At 67.4% G+C, this 17807-nt stretch carries 1 protein-coding gene (cut by a window edge); it reads right to left on the bottom strand.

Annotated elements, in window-relative coordinates; genetic code table 11:
• On the bottom strand, positions 1-17807 hold the 5' end (the start) of the coding sequence (locus ON34_RS03970; RefSeq protein ID WP_040774450.1) for an MFS transporter. Its footprint begins 63754 nt before the window's first position; only the first 17807 of its 81561 coding nucleotides appear in the window; its start codon is at positions 17805-17807; its stop codon lies beyond the left edge, outside the window.

The following is a 17807-nucleotide window of genomic DNA, read 5'->3' as shown; positions in this document are numbered from 1 at the left end:
GCCTGCCACCGTTCATGTTCGGCCACCACCAAGCCGATCCGGCTGCCCAGCCAGACGCTGACATTCCGGCCCGGCGGCAGCGTCCCGGCGAACACCAGGTCGAACACCCGCTCCCGCAGCCTGCCGGCCAGGTCTTTGTCGTCCACCTCCGTTTCCAGCCACGCCAGCACCGCGGCGTCGTACTTGGTGCGGAACTCACGCAACGCCTCACGGTCGCCGTCCTGTGCCCTGCGCAGCAGCGCGCGGCGCGCTTCCTGTGCTGCGTCCGGCTGTTCGGCCGCGACGGCCCCGTCACCGAATCCGTGTGAGGTCGGGCCGGGGGTGCTACCGTTGCCCCCTGCTTTCTGCGCCAACATCGCCAATGGCAGCATGGCGATGGCGGTCATGACGGTGCCTATCCCGAGCTGCCCGTGGCGGCGCTTGGTCGTCCGCGGTTGCGGGTCGGGCAAGGGGTAGCCGACCAACCGTGCCGCTGCGCGGATATTCCGCTCCAGCCCCGGCCCCACTCGGTAACCGTTGCGCACCTTGCTGACCGGCGACGTCGAGCAGTCCGCCACCCAGGCCACCGCGGCCTGAGTCGACGGCCCCGGCAGGCCGCCCAGTCGCTGCGCCGCGGCTCGGATCGCCTGTGCGTCTTGATCGCTCACCCGGTGGTCGCGGCCAGCGAGCAGATCGATAACAGCCACCGCGTCCACCCCGGCAGCGGCGGCCACCTCCCGTGCCCGGCTTTCCTCGGGCAGCGCCGCCAACGCCACCTCCACCGACTCGCGGGCAATTTCCGCCTCCGGAACCGCGGCGTGGCCGTCACCGACTACCGCGGGCGGACTGCCGGTGGCGGACGCGGGCAGCGACGGCAGGTGGAATGCGCCGATGATGGCGGCCCTGCCGCGCCCGTCGTACCGGCCCGCATCCCAGTTGACCAGGTTCTGGATGGCGTCGAAAACCCGGGCACCATCCCCGGTTTCGACCGGCAACCGGCCGTCCAGCACCAGCGCGACGGTGTCGGTGTCCACCCCGGCCGCCGCGGCAATCGCCGGAATCCGCGAGCGCACCGCCCGGAAACCAGCGGGCAGGTCGTAGTAGCCCAACTGCAACGCCGCGGCCAGCGCGCGACGGTGCGACGGGTCGTGCACCGGCGCACGCCGGGACACCACCTCTCGCACCGTCTCGGACGAAACTCCAGCGGCGGCAGCCACTTCCCGCGTCGTTGCCGCCGGGTACGGGTCGTCTTGTGCCTCCGGATCCACCACCGGCGGCTGCGGCAGGTTCAGCCCGTGCTGCTGCGCGGCCGCCGCCACCCGCTCTGCGATCTCCCCTGGCAGCGGAATGCCCTTGAGTACACACAGCACCGTCTGCACCGACACGTCGGCGTCCACCGCCACCGCCCGCCACAGCGGCAGCTGCGGCACGTTGCCGTGGTCGATGTCGTCGACCGCCGCCCGCGGCTGCGCAGTGTCGGCGTCCACCTCGGAATCCGGTGTTCGCTCGGTCCGGACCGGCGGTGCGGGATCATGGCCGACATCGGCACTGACGTCGGGGCGCATCGGCGATTCGGCGGGCTCCAGTCGAGCAGCACCTGCGGAGGACTGCCGCGGACCCGGCGGAATCAGCTCCGTCGCCGGTTCTTCTCCCAGCAGCTGGCGCACCCTTTCCAGCACCTTCGGAATTACCGGATCGGCCACGATCTGCTGCTGCGGAGCTACCGAGGTGCTGCGATCGAGCTGGAGTTCGGCTTTTTCCACCTGTGCGGCTTCGTGGAGAATTCGTGTTCCCGACTTCCCCTCGACAATCGAGTTATGGAACTCCTGCCCGCTCATTCCGTCCGGAGCTGTTCTGGCCAACCCGTTCAGTTGCCAGGACAGCTCACGCAATCGATCACGATTCGAATCGGACAACGGAAGCCGTGGCATCCCGTCCACGTCGAGCACAAATACCCGGAGATCCCCCGCCAAGGCGTACTTCGGGTCCGGCGGAAAATCATTCACGACAACACCGGCGTTGTCGATCACGATGCGATGACCAGCCAAGGAGATGATCAAATAGCTGTGACCAAAGAATCTGTCGGCATAACTTTCGCTCACATATACGAGTCCATTTTTCGGAATGATCTCGTCCAGTTCGACATAATCGTCGACAACCTCCATCCGGGCACCAAGGGCAGCCGAGACCTCGAAATTATAGGTACCGACGAGCGAGGTGTCATTCTCTACCGGTTCGATATTTGGATTTCCGGTGAGCGCCGCCGCTGTCATAACCGATCTAGGGGCACAAGGGCCTCGGGAAATTTCTATCGGATCGACCGCGTATCGACGTTTCGACAACCGCGCTTCCAATGCTCGATCAGCCTTTTCCAGGTCCCTTTCCGCCTGCTTGACGGCTTTCTCCAGCCTCTTCAACTCCGCATTCGACGCCCGGTCTTCGGGATTCAGCCCTTCGGCAGCCTCCTGCGCACGGGCAGAGACAATGCGGTGTACCAGAACCGCCTGCCATCTGGCTGCATCGAGCCGGGTCAGCTCGGCGACCTCTGCCGTGATCCGCTGATGGCGGTGTAGCACCTCGGCGAGCTCGTTCGCCTGACGCGCTCGGGGTCCCTGCCCTGCGGCGAGCACACCCAGCTCGGCGATCACCTGTTCCCGGTGCGCCGGAAGTAGCCGCTGCTGCGGCAGTTTCAGGTCGGCTGCGAGTTCCTGAGCCCGTCGCCATTCATTGCCGCGTTCGACGTGAACGGCAAACAGCCTTTGCGCCTGGGATACCCGCTGTGCGGAGCGGGTCGGTTCCGTTGGCGAAGGGATAAACCCATTCGGTTCGATCGGGAGCAGCATGGAACCGTCGGCGCGTGCGATAATGCCGTAGAACGGCCCGTTGCGGAGAGATTTCGGATCGAATACTTCGACGGTCCGGTGGTATCCGTCGCAGGCCACCTTCATGATGGCGCCGTCGTAGTTGACGATCGTGTAACGACGAGGATCCGCGTAGCTGCGGTCCACTACGGCAATTGCCTCACCCAGTGGTAGCGAATCCAGCTCTGCAACCATCGCTTCGCGGTCTCCGAGATAGGAGAGCCGCCCGCGCAGCCGGGCTTGCAGCCGGGCATCCTGATCGGTCCGCGACAGGAGTTTCTCCGGCGATTCCACTACCCCGGGCCCGTACAGGTCCTGGAATGTCCGCATCACCACATAGGTGTCCAGCTCGTCGGCCGCTTCACCGTAGAAAAGCTCCGGCTCGGCCAGTTCGACCATGCCCTCTTCCAGCACGCGGCGGAGCCGGAGTACCTCGTCGTCGGCTTCCCGCAGCTGTTCGGCCAGTTGCTGCAGTTCGGCAAGCTGTTCGGCTTTTTCCTGCCGCTGTGCGGCAGTCCAGTTCTCGGTTCCGGCGGTGAGCTGTTGCGCCAGTGTCTGTTCGCTGTCGTTGTCGACCTCGACGCCGAGCGCCCGGATTCTCTGCTCCAGTCTGCTCGCCCGCAGCGTGCGTGCAAGCAGGGCCTCGTTGAGGTCGGCGCTCACCGCGTCCAACCAGGTGTGCGCCTGCTGCAGATAGTGATAGCGGCGCACCGCTTCGATGTGCTCGCGGTTCTTGGCCGGGGCGGCGGCCGGATCACCCAGCCGCTCGACATGTTCGGCAACCGGGCGAGTCACGTCCAGCTTCAGTTTCACCACCGCGGCCCGGTACTTCTCAGCCGCATCGAAACGCCATTTGTCGGCGCCACGCTGCAGCTCCGACACATACCGCAGGTCCGAACTGGTGAACCTCCCGAGCGCCAGATGACCCGAATCCTCCCCCCTCGAACGGACATAGGGGGCCGCCGGCTTCCGCACGTAATCGTCGGTGCGGGAGCCCAGCCACCTCCGGATCGGATTCCGCCACGCCCCGATAGCCTTGCCCGGGCCACGATGCTTCGCGACCCGACCATCCAGCGCAGGCACCCTGCCGTCGACCACCGGCAGCGCGGCCCGGCCGTTACGGCCGAACGCGACGGCATGCAGCTGCTCCACGCCGGCACCGATGTGGTGTGCCCACCGGTTCACTGCGTCGCCGCCGACGATCCAGCCCTCGCGCGTTCCCGGGTAGGCGTTGTCGAACACCACCACCTTGCCGACCTGGTTCCCCAACTGGTCCGGGAACCGGTCGGCCAGCGCCTGATTCACCTCGACCACCAGCACCGCGTGCGCGAGGTCGTGCCGGCCCTCCACCGCCAGCGCCATCATCCCCACGTCGCCGTTCGGGTCCCGCACCCGTTCCAGCACATCGAGCACGCCCACCCGCCCGGGTGCCAGCGCCTCCTGCTGCCAGTATCCGGCGAGGCCGCCCACGAATCGGGTGCCGGACATCCCGTGCTGGACCACATCCGGGTCCTGCGCCGACACCGGCTCCATCAGCGCAGCCTGCTCCGGGGACACCCAGACCTGCGCAACCCCCTGCACGAGTGCCGCGCAGTTGTTTTCGACCGGATGGTTGTCGAAGTACTCGTAGTCGGCGATGCCCGGGCCGACCTCGGGTATCTCCGCCGACTCCGGCGGCGCACCGACCACGGTCCCGAACTGGTTGGCGTAACTCGGCAGATCGGCATCCGCGGCTACCGCCTCGGACGCGCCCGGCAACCGCGGACGCTCGGCGGCCCCATCCGCCTCGGACGTGCCGCCGTCCGGCGGGACCGCGCCACCCGGCTCCCCGACGAAGGAAGCCCCGGCCTCGGCCAACCACGGTGCCAGCACCGTCGAATGGAACTCCCGCAATGCCGGAGCGACCCGCTCGGCATCCGGCCCCAGTTCCACATCCGCAAAACCGGCGGTGAGGGCTCCGCCCTCATCGGCGAGCACCAAGGTGAACGTCCCGGATTTGCCACCGACCAAATTGATCCGCAACTTCACCGACAACTGGCCGACGCCCGGAACTACCTCGGCCACGTCCATCCAGTAATCGTCACCGAAGCCGCTGAACAACTCCCTTGCGCCTGCGCCTCCGCGCGCAATAAGTCGGCGGGGATCCGGCTTGATAGCACTGGATTTGAATAGTCCATTTTGGCCTCTCTCACCGAATTCGACGGTAGTGAGGTCTACGCCCTGTTGCCTGAGCCAAAATCGAAGCTGAGCGGCGAATTTCGGATTGTCCGACGCCTTACCAAATACTCCGGAGCCGGAGGAGACCTCTCTCAGGTCTCCCTTGACACATCTCAAGAGCCCGATAACGATAGGGCCCTGTTTCCGGTCCCTGTACATCCGGTACAACGACGGATGCGCAACCTTGGTGACGTGCCCCGTTCGGATGGTGACCCCATCCGCATCGATCATGAATACATGGAAACCACGAGTGTTGAAGAGTTTCCCATTCGAACCATAGAATTTCCCGTTCTGCACGGTGGGAAAATGAACATCAGGATTCGTAGCGCCTTCCGGACGAACCCAGTTCGGACGGTCCGGCTGCGCCACCTCATATATGTCCTGGTCGCCAGTGCCTGCGCCGTCCCCCGGGGAAGACCCGCTCGGCCAGTCCTCCCGCGCCCCCAGCGGTTCGACCGCTTCCGGCCCACCCGGACCGTAGAGCTTGAACCATGTCACCTTGCCTGCGTCGCCGCCCAGAATCCGGACGCCGCGCTCGTCGGCGACATCCGGCCCGGTCGGCGCCGGTGATTCCGACACCTCGGTACTGCTGTCGAACACCTCCACCAACACGGGGCCGCCATGATCGGCCACGGTCACCGTCATCCGGAACTCGCCCGCGCTGGTGCGCAACGAGTCCTCAATCATGGATTTGGCGATGCGTTCGGCAGTCGCACGGAGTTGCTCAGTGCCCCAGCCACATTCACGCAACCGATCGACCAACCACTGCTCGATCTTCTCGCCGTATTCCAAATGGTCCCACTTCGAGAACCCATCGATCACCACCGCACACTCGGCCTGCCAACGGCCTTCGCCTACAGTGGACCAACCGGTCGGCCGCAACGGAGACGGGAGCTGACGAAACACCTGCTCGGTGCCGTGCTTCCCAGTGAATTCGTACGATTCGGCGATATCGATCTTTTGTCCCGGGAACCGGCCCGTCAATGCGGTGTCTATCATTCCGCGCACAACATGGAAACCACTGTGCGTGATATCCGTATCCACGAAAGCAAGAATGACTTGCACTTCGCCGCTGGGGTAAATGCTGTACCGGATATGGAATTGCGCCGCGAAATCCTCGAACTCGACGCGCATCATCATATTTTCGGGGAGACCCAACGCCTTATATATGTCGCCGTGCATCGCACCGCGCACCTCGGAACCGTGCAACGTCAACGCCACATGATGTCGGCCGTCGGCTCCCACATCGCGCTGGGCTACCGTAGCGGCCTGGTTCTGCTCGCCGACTCCGATCACCACACCGGCGGTGAAACCTCGCAGTTGGTTCAGTCGGACGGCTACGACCTTGTCGACTGTGTGCCTTTGGAGTAAACCAGTGGTCACAGGAGGAATACGCAACTCGGGGACCGGCTGCGCCACCTCATATATGTCCTGGTCGCCAGTGCCTGCGCTGTCCTCCGGGGAAGATCCGCTCGGCCAGTCCTCCCGCGCCCCCAGCGGTTTGACCGGCCCATGAGGTGCAGGCTCCTGGCTCTCGGCCAGTGGCAGTTTCGCCCGCAGGGCCTGGTCGAACAGCATGCCGTGTACGTGGGTCACGCCCGCGCCGGCCCGGTCCACCCAGGCGTCCACCGCCTCGGGGCCGACGATCCAGCCGTCCTCGTCGGCTTCCGGATCGGCGTCGTCGAACACCACGACGTCGCCGAGATAGTCCTGCAGCTGCGGGAATTCGTCGACCAGTGCCTGGTTCACTTCGACAACGGCGATCGCATGCGCGAAGCGCTTGCCGCCTTCCAGTGCACCGGCGATCAGACCCACGTCGGCCTTCGGATCGCGGACCAGCCCGACCAGCTCGGCCAAGCCGGCAGACCCTTGCGCGAACCCATCCGGGTGCCAGTCAGCGCCCAAGTCCTTGGCAAAGTTCCGGCCGAGCAGACCCTCCATCGCGACGGTGGCGTCTTCGAGCGACCGGAGGTTCATCCCGGCGGCGTTCGGGCCCGCCGCGACCGCGACCACGTTCTCCACCTTCACCCCGCACAGCCGCTCCGGCGGGTGGTGGTCGGTGAAGCCGTAAGCGGCACGGGCGGCGTCGGCTCCGAACCGTTCGGTGACCTCGGCCAGCGTGTCGCGCAGCTGATCGTCGACCCACGTCCGCATGTCGAAGCCGAATTCCGTGGTGAAGCCGGCCAGCTCGTCGTCCGCAGGCCGGGTCGGCGAGGCGGCGTCCGCGGGTAGGTTGGCAAGCAGTGTCGCCCGCTCTGACAGCCAGTCGAGTTCGCGCTCGGCCCGGCCCAGTTCGGCCACCACCCGGACCAGCTCGCGCAGGTTGGCGTACCGCTGCTCCGCACTCGACAGCGCCGCCGCCCACTCGGCATCCGCATTCGCCAGTTCCTGCTCGATCCGTTCCGAGGTCACCTGCGTCGCCGACACTCCGCCGAGGCCGAGCGCGAGTTCTTGCAGCGCCTCAGCCCGCAGCCGGCGCAGGTCACGCAGCCGGTGCGGGCCCACGACAGTGTCGGTGGAAAGCTCGAGTTCACGCCGCAGCCGCTCGGCTTCCGCCCGGTTGGCTTCCCGCCGCGCATACGCGTCCGGCAGCGCCGCCGCCAGCACCTCCAGCCCGGCGACCTGCGTTCGCTCACGCAGGTGCCGGATTTCCGCGTCGAAGACCGCCAGTTCCGTTGCCGCGCCGATGAGATCGTTGATTCGGTTCCGGTCCTGATCGGTCCGAGCCAGACCGGCAAGCATCATGATCCAGTCGCGGGCCAGGCGCGCATCCAGCTCGGCCAACTCGACCGGCACCCGTGCGGCAAAAGCCGCGAATTCGGCGGCGTCTTCCAGGTGCATGCTCCGGGCCAGGTCGGCGATCTGCACGGCCAGCAGCTGACGCCGAGCCAGCACTCGCGCTGCTTCCCTGGCCCGCGCCCCGTCGTCGAGCCCGGTCCAGAACTCCGCGTTGCGCCCGGCCTTCAAGTACTGCTGGAAACGCTGTTGGGTGGCAGCCACCGCCTGCAGCTGCGCCGCCAGCCGGGCGAGCTGAGCATGCGTGATCGCGTGCTCGTCGCCGGGGTACTCGGCAGCCAGCTCCCGCAGGGTCTGGTCGATCGTGGCAGGGTCCAGCCGCTCGAGTCTCCTGCGAGACGGCAAACTTCCCGTCCGCAAGTCCCTTATCAGCCGCTGGATCTCCTTCCTCACTTGGTTGTAATCGCGGCCGAGGCCGATTACCGCGCGGGCGAGTTCCCGGTTCGGATCGGAGAACCAGGCGTATTCGGTGTCCGCGACCGCCGTATCGACCTCGCCCCTCGAACCGAGGACCGCCATCGCGTCGCGCAACGTCTGCGCGCTCCGCGCAGTTGCGAGAAGGTGGTTCTCCGGCCGCAGTCGGTACGGGTGCAGTCGGCTACGAGCGCTGGTGTCCGCCACAACTTGGCGCGCCAACCGCTGCCCGGCCGACGCGAGCCGGATCTCGGGTGCGAGGGCCGCAGCGGCAGGACCGGCCACCCGAACCACCGCGACCACGGCATCGGTGTCCTCGGTGACCAACCGCTCCTGCGCCCGCGAAGCGGCGGCGTCCAGCACCGACCGCAACTCGGCCGAATCTGCCGCGATGCCGTATTCCAGCCGGTGCACGCGACTCGCGCGAGTCGGATCTCCCCAGGCGATGGTCATCTCCACCGCGCCGTCCGGCGCGCGACGGTAGGACATCAGCGACACCGGCGGTGTGCCGATGGTCTTCTGTCGCAGCGCCGTCGCGAGCGTGGTCATGGTCCGATCCACAGTTCGCAGATCGTCGCGCTGCCGTTGCTGCTCGGCGTCGAGGCCGCGGTTCGCTACCGGGTCGTTCTCGGCCAGCCCTGCGATCTCGTCCAGCTTTGCGAGCTCGGCTTTCACCACCGCGAGATTCGCCACGTGACGGACACCGGCAGGCAGCCCAACCGCGTTCCCCAGCACCTCCGGATGCCGTTTCAGCAGCAGATCCTGCACGTAAGACGGCCACCCGTGCCACGCCGCCGCGTTGTCCGCGGCCGCCTGCGCCACCTTGTCCAGCGACGCGTCCGCCGCAGGCACCATGTCGCCGATCTTCGCCAGCCCAGCCCAGCGCAGCGCATCCCGCAGGATCGTGTCCGGATCGGCGGCCGCGGGCGCCGGATCCACATCGGAGGCATCGATTGCCGGGCGATGCTGTCCGAACTGGTCGACCTGCGCCTCTTCCAGCAGACTCCGCACGTTCGGTCCGTGCCCGAACACGGCGACCGAAGGCGTTAGGCCGGCCGAGCCCCTGGCTGCGTTCACTCCCATGCCGAACTGCGTCAGCTCCACCGCGTCGTTCCCGAACCAGAACACCGACGACCGAGGCTGTTGCGGCGTGCCCTGCGCCACGTCGCGCATCACCGCACCCAGGGCGGACAGCGCTTCGTCGGATCCGCTGTTCCCGACATGCATTGTCGTGGCAGGAACATCGTCCCCGACCGCGATCACCACGTGCCGTGGCTCGCCCAACTCCAAGCGCAGCAGCCGCACCCGCGGGTGCCCGGGCAGGTGGGTCGCCCACCGCTGCAGCACGCGCAGCTGGTTGATCCATTCGTTGATCTCGCCCAGTTTCTGCGCGTTCTCCGGCGTCGGGGTGACATCGGGTGCCGCCAGCTCGTCCCGGATCTGCCGCAGCCGCAGCCGATTCAGCTCATCGGCCAGCACATCCGGCAGGTCCGCGGCGGTTGGCAGCGGCGTCTCAGCCAGCGCCTGGGCGATCGGATCGGTCAGGTACCCGAGGATCTGCGCCCGGGTGCCGGCATCCAACTCCTGCCACCGCTGCGCCATCAGCTCCTCGGTCAGCCGCTGCTCCGCGCTCAGCGCCTCCATGGCCGACATCCCGGCGAGCCGGGCCGCCACCGCGTCGTCCACACCCTGCCGGAACTGCGCCCACGCCCTCGGCGCCTCGCGCAACCGCTGCCCCTCCGGCATCGCCGGCAGGACCGGGCGGGGTTCGACGTAGCCGGGCGGAGGTGGCTCAGCGCCGACCGTTATGTTCTCGAACTCCCGTGCCCACCCGGGCAGTACCGCATCAACCGGGATGTCCTCGGCCGGGTCGGCCGTAATCCGCATCCCCAACACCGCGACATGCTCAGGCGGCGTCCACTCGCCGAACGGAACACCTTCGCCTTCCATCCCGTCCTCGAACACCAGCACGACACCGTCGGCGCGCCGCTTGATGTCGATCGCGTGCCCCCACTTCGGCGGCTGATCGCCGACACCCGGGTACACCAGCACCGCGACCACCGCGCCGCCGTCGCCGGCGACCAGACCACGCGCCGTCTCGAGCGAGCGGATGGCCGGGTCCAACCCGACGCCGACCAACCCCGGCACGTCGCTCAGCAGCACCCCGGCCGCCCCGGCAGTGAACCCGGCCAACCGCTCCGGAGCCGGACGCCCGACCGCCGCCCACGCATCCCGCCCCGCCACCGGAGCGCACTCCTTCGGCCCCTCGGCCAACAGGTGTTCGATCCCGCCCCGCGGACGCCGATATCCGGTCGTCCCATCGGCAGTCGCGGTGGTCGCCGCCTGCGCGTCCTGGGCGGCCAGTCCGGTGCGCAACGCCGCGTCGAGCCGGTCGACTTCGACAATGGCCGTGGCGTGGTCGACCGCGGCTTCGACCGCACTGTCGATCGCCAGCACTGCCCTGGCCTTGGCGTCCAGATCGCCGTCCCGCTGGCCGGTCGCGGAATCGGTCAGGGGACTCACGCCGTCGGGTTGGATCACCATCTGCTCGATCACGGCGATCGACAGCGGTTCATCCTCGTCGGCCTCCGGCTCCGGAAAGCCCATCTCGCGAGCGAGTTTCGTGTGCAGCAGGCGGGTGAGTTCGTGCTGAAGCGTCAGACGTTTCGCGCGCAGCACCGCAGGCAGTTCGTCGGCCGGGGTGCGCCAGAACTCCTTAGCGGCCTTCTCCTGCAGCACGCCCCAGGCACGGTCGCGGCGACTCACCGCTTCGTGGCGGCGGCGGGCCAGGTCCGTGAGGTCGTCCACTCGCTGGTCCAGCAGAGCAGCCTGTTCACTGCAACGCCGGTGGTTGTCGGCCAGTTCGAGCAACGCACGAAGTGAGCGGCGCCGCCGTCCAACCGCAGACGCCCACTTGGCGCGGAGCGGGGACGAATTATCCAGCGCGCCGGACAACTCGGATTCGTCTTGCGGATACCTGCTCACATGTTCGGCCAGACGCGCCTCGAATCGCTGTGCCGTCACCGCGGTCCGGGAATGCGCCTGGCGCTGCGCCGCCTGTAGCGCGGCGATGCCCCGGATCCGGGCATTGGCGTCCAGCAGTCGCGTTGCGTCCGCGATCGCCTCGTTGAGCTGAGGCCACTTCATCGCTATCTCGGTCGCTGCCCAGTCCCTACCCTGATCCCGAAGCCGCGACAGCTGAGCGCGGATCGTGGACGGCGTCACCGGCTCGTGCGGCTGACGTGGCAGCTGTCTTTCCAGCAGCTCCCGTTTGTGGCGCAGCCGGTCCAGCGCATCGGCATCCAGGGTCGTCGGGTCGAGGTCCAACTCGCTGCCGGCGTTGCGCAGGCTCCTGGCCAGCCGGACCCGTTCGGCCGCGTCGGCATCGGCGAGCCTGTCCAGATCACCGCTCAGCACGACCCGGGAGACCGGGTTCGCTGCAGCGGGTCCGAGCGCGGCTTCGATCTGCCGATCGAATTCGCTGGTGAGCACCCGCAGTCGCGCGTCGCGCTGCTCGACCGCCTCGACCAGGGCAAGTACCTGCCTGCAGTCTTCGAACGACACGGCCAGCTCGTACTTTTCCTGCTCCCGCAGCAAGTTTTCCGGGCGAATGCTGCCCGGCCAGGGCTTCGGGGTCCGTGCTTCCAGCTCGGTGAGGAACATGTCCGCCGGATCGGCGCCCAGCAAAGTCCGCAGCCGCTCCCGGGTATCGGCGTAGCGGGCCCGCACCTGTTCCAAGGTCCGCGGCCCCACCCGCAGGCTCGGGCGGATGCAGTAGGCGTCGGTGATGTCCCGGTCGCGCACCAGCCCCATCGTCGGCATCGCGTCTTCGGTCTCCTGGAGCCTGCCCGCCAACTCCCCGAGGCTCACGACCTGTCCGGCCAACTCCCGGACCGGGGCTGCCGAATCCAGTCCCTGCTCGTAGCGCGAATACGCGTCGTAGAGTGCGTCTTCCAATGCGTCGATGCGACGGGTCCGGGTGGTGTAGCGGTCGATCTCATGGACCTTGCGCATCACCTCGTAGTGCCACAGGAACCGGTCCGCGGCACGCTGCACCTGGGCCGGACCCCCGCGCAGCCGCAGATCTGCGTATTCCTCTTCCACCCGCCGATCGACGGTCAAATCCTGCTCCGGGATGCCCAGCAACTCGGCCAGCTCCCGCCGGCTGTCGCGGAGTTCTTCCTCGACGACGCGCCTGGTCCCCGAATTCAGGTCCAGCAACTGCGTCACACTGCGGCCGGGGCGCGCGAACTGGGCTCGCAGTTCCTGGTGTAGCTCGGCGAGCCGGCGGTGGTCACGGCGGCGCAGGTCGCCCACCGCCTCCAGCAACTCGAGCGACACCGACGGCGCGGGCCCGAACTTCGCGCGCAGCGACCGAACCAGTCGTTCCCGGATTCCGGGCATATCCGCGGCCGCCGAACCACCCGTGCGATCGCCCGCAAGGTTCGCGAGGGGATAGCTGCCGGTCGGCTCCTGCCCAGGAGCCAGCGGCCGCAGCGCCTGCCTGTGCTCGTCGAAAACGATGCCGTGCAGCGCCCCCTTCGGCTGCGTCCACTCGGTGAACGGAACATCGATGACCTGGTGGCCTTTGCGCTCGTGCACCCACACCCGGCCGTCGGCACCCCGGTACAGCAGGAACGCGTGCGCACCGACCGGCTCGTGCGTGACAGCGCCCATGACGAACATGCCGTCGGCGGCCAGCGCCCGCATCTGCTCCAGGGATTCGAAGGGCTTTTCTTCCCAGTCGGCGCCCAGCAGCTTCGCGAATTCGACCGGACTCAGGCCTTCCAGGCGGATCTGCGCATCGAGCAGTGACGGAATATTCCCGGGCACCTCGATACCGAGCAACTTCGCGAAGTGCAGAATCTCGACCGCGCAGATCTTCGGAACGTCATCGAGCCGGTGCGACAGCTGCGCCTGACTCGGTTCCACCGCTCCATCGCCGACCTCCGGGATCGGTGACTCGGGCACCGGCCTGCGTCCGGCCTGCTGCGCCGGGTGTACGCCGAAGCCGGGTTCCGGCCCGTCCGCTAGCCGTACGGCTGTGGCCAAAGCCTGGTCGAGCTGCTGGTTGTACCTGACCTCCGCATCGGTATCGGCCATGATCGCGGCGGCCACGCGGCCGACGGCCACCGCTTCGAGCCGGTCCGCCGCCTCCCGCAACCGGGCGAACCGATCTTCCCAGGCGACGTGCTGTTCGGCGGCCGCACGCAGCTGGTTCAGCCGCTGCACCCGCTGGCGCCAGTCCTCCCCTTCCCCGACAACCTCGGCGATACGAGCAGCCACCCGCGCCGGATCGATCGGCCCCGTGACGATGCCCAGGTACTCCCGCTCGGCGGGGAGGTCCTCGACAAGGCCGTCGAGGGTCTCGAGGTAGCGCCACCTGGCGGCCAACGACTGCCGGTGGGCGTCGCGCAGGCCCCTTTCCAGCGTGGTGATCCCCGCGACCGATTCCCCCTCGGCACGCAGTCTCGACAGCGTGGCACCGAGTTCGATCAGGGGTGCTTGCGGCCGGGCTTCTGCTGCCTTCGTGAGGTCTGCCAGCAGTCCGTCGAACAGGTTGTGCAGCAGGTGGTGCTTGACGAGGTTCGCTTCGTTCGTGGGGTCCAGGGCGATACCGAGGTTCACCCCGACCAGCTGCCCGGCAACCTCGTCGAGGATGGCTGCCGCCGAAGCGAAGTGCGCGAAGACCTGCCGGGTGTCCGTCCGCTCCCGCATGCGTGTCGCAGCGTCGCGCAGCGCCTGTTCCGCGTCGGCGAGTCGCGCGAGTCTGGTGTCGGCACGCTGGATGACGCCGAATTTCTCCACCGCCTCGTGCAGTATCTGGAACTCGACGTCGTCAGCGTCATCGGTCCGCCGCGACTCGTCTTCCGATGTCGACTCGGACCGAAGTCTGATCGACCGGGCCAATTCGCGCCGCGCTTGCTGTGCCGTCATCGGGTCGGCAAGCAGGTCCATGGACAAATCGTGACGCGCGGCAACCTGCGGCATCAGCTCGTCGTATCGCCGTAGCAACTGCTCGCGATCCGGCGAGTCCGGTGCGAGCAGCGCATCCAGGCTGGTGCCGGTTGCCTCGGCCAGTCGCCGCACCGCGGCCCTCGCTTGGACACGGCGCTCGGCTTCCTGGAAAGCCGCCGCCACCAAGGCCCTTCCGAAGTCGGGCTCCCGTTCCCGCCGGTTGTCGGCGTCGTGGGTGGAGAGCATGACCTGCGGCGCCCGCCCCGACAAGTACCGGGACTCCAGCACCTCGGTGATTCGCTCGACGAACGCCGCGAGGTCCGAACCCCGCCACACCAGCGTCGCGACCGCATCCGAGTCGTCATCCGAGTCGTCCTCCAGCTCGGCGACCGACTGGTTATGGCGCTCGAGGCCGAGGGTCAGACTCTCATCCAGCGAAATCGGGTTCGTGCGTCCAACGGTGGCGTGAACCTCTATCCGCCGCGCGGTTTCGAGGTCACCGAGCACCACCTCGCCACGGTCACCCCACCCGAGCGACAGCGCGCTCGGCTCCGGCCATCCCCCGACCTTGATGGCGAACCGTCGCAGCACCACCCGCAGCTGCTGCAACTCGCGTCGCCGTTGCCCCTGCAACTCGGCCGGCTCCGCCAGCACCGCACGCTCGAGCTGCTCCAGCTGCGGGTCGAAGTTATTCAGCCACGGGTCGTCGAGCATCGGGTCACCGTCGAACTCGGCTCGCATCCCGGGTATTTCGCTCGCCGCGCGCACCGCGTCCGCCGCGGTGCCATGACCGAAGAGCAGCATCCGCGGCCGGCTTCCGGTCCGGACTTCCCGGGCCGCGTTCATCGACGCCACCTGATCGACCAGGTTCCGGGCGTCTATCTCGGTTCGGATTCGCAGTTTCTCGGTGTCGAGGTGTGCCGCTACCTCGAAGTCGCTCATCTCGTCATCGAGCAGCATCACCAGCGCCACCCGCTTGGAGGGGTCCTCCTGCTTCTGCCGTTCGAGAAGATACGCGGCCTGCTCGGACGCCTCCGGTTCCTGCCCGGGCAGGTACCAGATCACCGTGTCCGCCGTTTCCAAGATGTCGGCGGCGTCGGCGCCTGCATCGGTGTCCCCGATCACCACCAACAGTTGCGTCCGCCCACTGTCCGACAGCTCGGCGTCCGAATCTTGGTCCGGCACATACCGGGCCGACAACAGGCGCATCCCCAGCCCTTGCTCCGCGATCTGGTCTCCGACCAGCTCGAGCGTCTCGGCCGCCTGCTGCAACTGCTGCGCCGCGTCGTTCAGCCCGTAGCGCCGCAACTCCGCAAGCTGCGCCTGTAGGTCGGCCCGGGCCTGGATGTCCAGATCCACCGCGGGGAACGCCCCGACCACATCCCGCAACGCTGGGTAATCCCGAATCAGCGCGGCCGGTGTTATCCCCAACTCCTGTGCCTTGGCACGCAGTTCGGCCACGATCCGACCGCGTCTCCGGGAGACCGCGACGGCCTCGTCAGGCTCCGCGCGCACCGACAGCGCGTCCTCCAGCCGAGACACCCCGGCCCGATCCAAGATGTCCTGCATCCCGTACAGCTCCGCAGCCTCGTTCAGCGCCGCGTCCAGATCCCGCTTGGCGCTGGTCGCGGCACGCCACTGCTGCGCCATGTCGTCGGGAAGCCGATGATGAACGCCATCGACGTCGCCCGGCGACGGCACGTCCTCGTCACCCGGTCTGGAAGAGCCGACCTGGAAGTCCGTCTCACGCAACCGAACCTCGCCCTCGGCGTCCGGCAGCACCGTAGCGACATCCGCCTCATCCCCAACCGGCTTACGCAAGAACAACACCGTGACCTGCTGCCCAGCCGACTCCGGCGACGGCGTGAAATCGCGGTGGAATTCACCCATTCCCGGATCACGGTGCTCGACACGCACATTCCCGTCCGCATCCACCCGTCGCACCAACCAGAACGTGTGTCCGAGATCGCCATGCGGCCCGCTCCCCCGCACCGTCGGATCGAACACCAACACCCCGACCCCGTCGCCGCTGCCGTCCTCCTGCTCGTCGAGCTGCGCCCCCCACTCCAGCAACCGCGCCTTCGCCTCCGCGACATCGGTCGACACCTGCGAAACCTGCCCGCCCAGCGCATTCTCGAGATCACTGACCAACGTCCCGGCCAACTCACCGGACTCAGGCAACGCCCCCAACTGCAGCCGGTACTCGGCCGCAATGTCGGCCAGCACCATCGGCCCACACAGGTCGAGCCGATGCATCCAGGAATGGTCTCTGTCCGCCGTCGCCGCATGCGGGGCTTCCCATTCCGCAATCGCCGAGTGCGGCAGGCCGGCGTAACGGCCGCGCGGATACCAGTATTCGTTTTCACGAAGCGTCGTCAGAACGCGTGTTGTGATCTCGGGATCTTCTTCTACGCCGTCCAGAACACGCCTGAATGCACTTTCCGGCACCTCAGCCGCCTCTATCAGTCGGAACTGCGAGGACGGCTGCGGAGTGAACGCACCGGGAACGAAACGATCCGCTACAAAGTGGGCGGGGACGAAGCGGTGCACCGCGAATTCGGGATCAATCGCGTTCCGAAGTTGTTCCGGAAGCGGATACCCCAGCCACAACGCCGACACCAGGACCCGCTGCGCGGCCTCTGTCGACGTCGGGCCGTTCCCGGACAGCAACTTGCGAATCGCTGCGTTGGATACTCCGGACAGCTGGGCGAGGTCGTTCAGGGTAGGCGGCTTGTCCACCTCCCAGTCACCGAAATCAAGGAACCGCTCGGCCAACTCGACGAAGCGCACATTGTCCGGATTTTCGATCTCTGTTGCGACCCGGTCCAATTCGACCGCAACTCGGGCGCGGTCGAGCAGACCCACCTTCAACCCGAGCACGTCGGCCAACTCCAGCCGCAGTGCCCGAACTTCCTCGACCCGCACTGTCTGCTCGACGAACTTGCCTCGAACGAAGTGATCCGCCTCGAAGTGCCCGGGGATGAACCTGCGCGCCGCCAGCCGAAGATCGACTTTCCCTTCGAGTGCCACCGGGACCTCGAAGCCCAGCCACCACGCCGCGGTCAGGATCTGCTGCGCCGACTGCGTCGCCATCGACCCGTTCCCTGCCAGCAACCGGCTGACCGTCGCCCGGTTGACTCCGGCCAGGTCGGCGACATCGTCCATCGTGGGTTTCCGGGCCAGTGCTTGCTCATCCAAACGGAGGAACCATTCAGTGAGCTGAACCAACCTCGTCAACTCGGCCGAACGTCCCGCTCGGTCGGCCAACAGTCGAAGTTGGGTCATGGGCTCACCCGGACGCGGGATTCGTCGCGGTCGATGCGCTTCGGACACATCGAGCAACCGGGCCAGATCCCGGTTCAACTCGGCGTCGAAACCGCCGGCCCCCAGTAGCGCTTGACGCCCCATCCACAGCGCGATCTGCCCCCTACGGCTGGATCGTGCTACCCGTTCCCACTCGACGTCACTCAAATTCTGCAACTGCGTCTGTACTGCCGCAGCCGCCCAGCGCACCGAATCTTGGGTCAGCTGCTCGGGCTCGACACCGAGCAAACCGGCGAACTCCACCAGCAAGGACCGCAA

The organism is Nocardia pneumoniae NBRC 100136 (genome assembly GCF_000308755.1).
Classification (GTDB): domain Bacteria; phylum Actinomycetota; class Actinomycetes; order Mycobacteriales; family Mycobacteriaceae; genus Nocardia; species Nocardia pneumoniae.
Note: the sequence above shows the minus strand (reverse complement) of the source record. Positions and strands in the feature narration are given on the sequence as shown.